Source organism: Natrialba sp. PRR66 (assembly GCF_034808065.1).
In the GTDB taxonomy this organism is placed as follows: Archaea; Halobacteriota; Halobacteria; order Halobacteriales; family Natrialbaceae; genus Natrialba; species Natrialba aegyptia.
The window spans coordinates 1-267 of sequence record NZ_JAXHGN010000133.1; the positions used below are offsets into that span (position 1 = coordinate 1).

At 70.8% G+C, this 267-nt stretch carries 1 pseudogene; it reads right to left on the minus strand.

The annotated features are described in order from the left end of the window. Positions 1–46 precede the first annotated feature (46 nt). Positions 47–267: pseudogene (locus tag SM755_RS23760) on the minus strand (group 1 truncated hemoglobin); the annotation flags it as partial.

The following is a 267-nucleotide window of genomic DNA, read 5'->3' on the forward strand; positions in this document are numbered from 1 at the left end:
GGCCGAGGAACTCGACGAGAACTGACGCGACCTGCGGAGAACGCCGTCAGTCGTCCGCGGTGACGATGGCTTCCTCGTAGGACCCGACGGCCTCCAGCACCGCCTCGCGGTCCGCGTCCGCGACGTCGAACGCCTGGAGCGCATCGTCGAGGTGGTCCGCGATCCGTCCGAAGTCCGCCGGCGTCACGCCGAGGTGCTCGTGCGCGGTCGCCATGTCGTCGCCGTCCCACGTCACTGGTCCGCCGGTGGCGTGCGAGAGGAACTGCG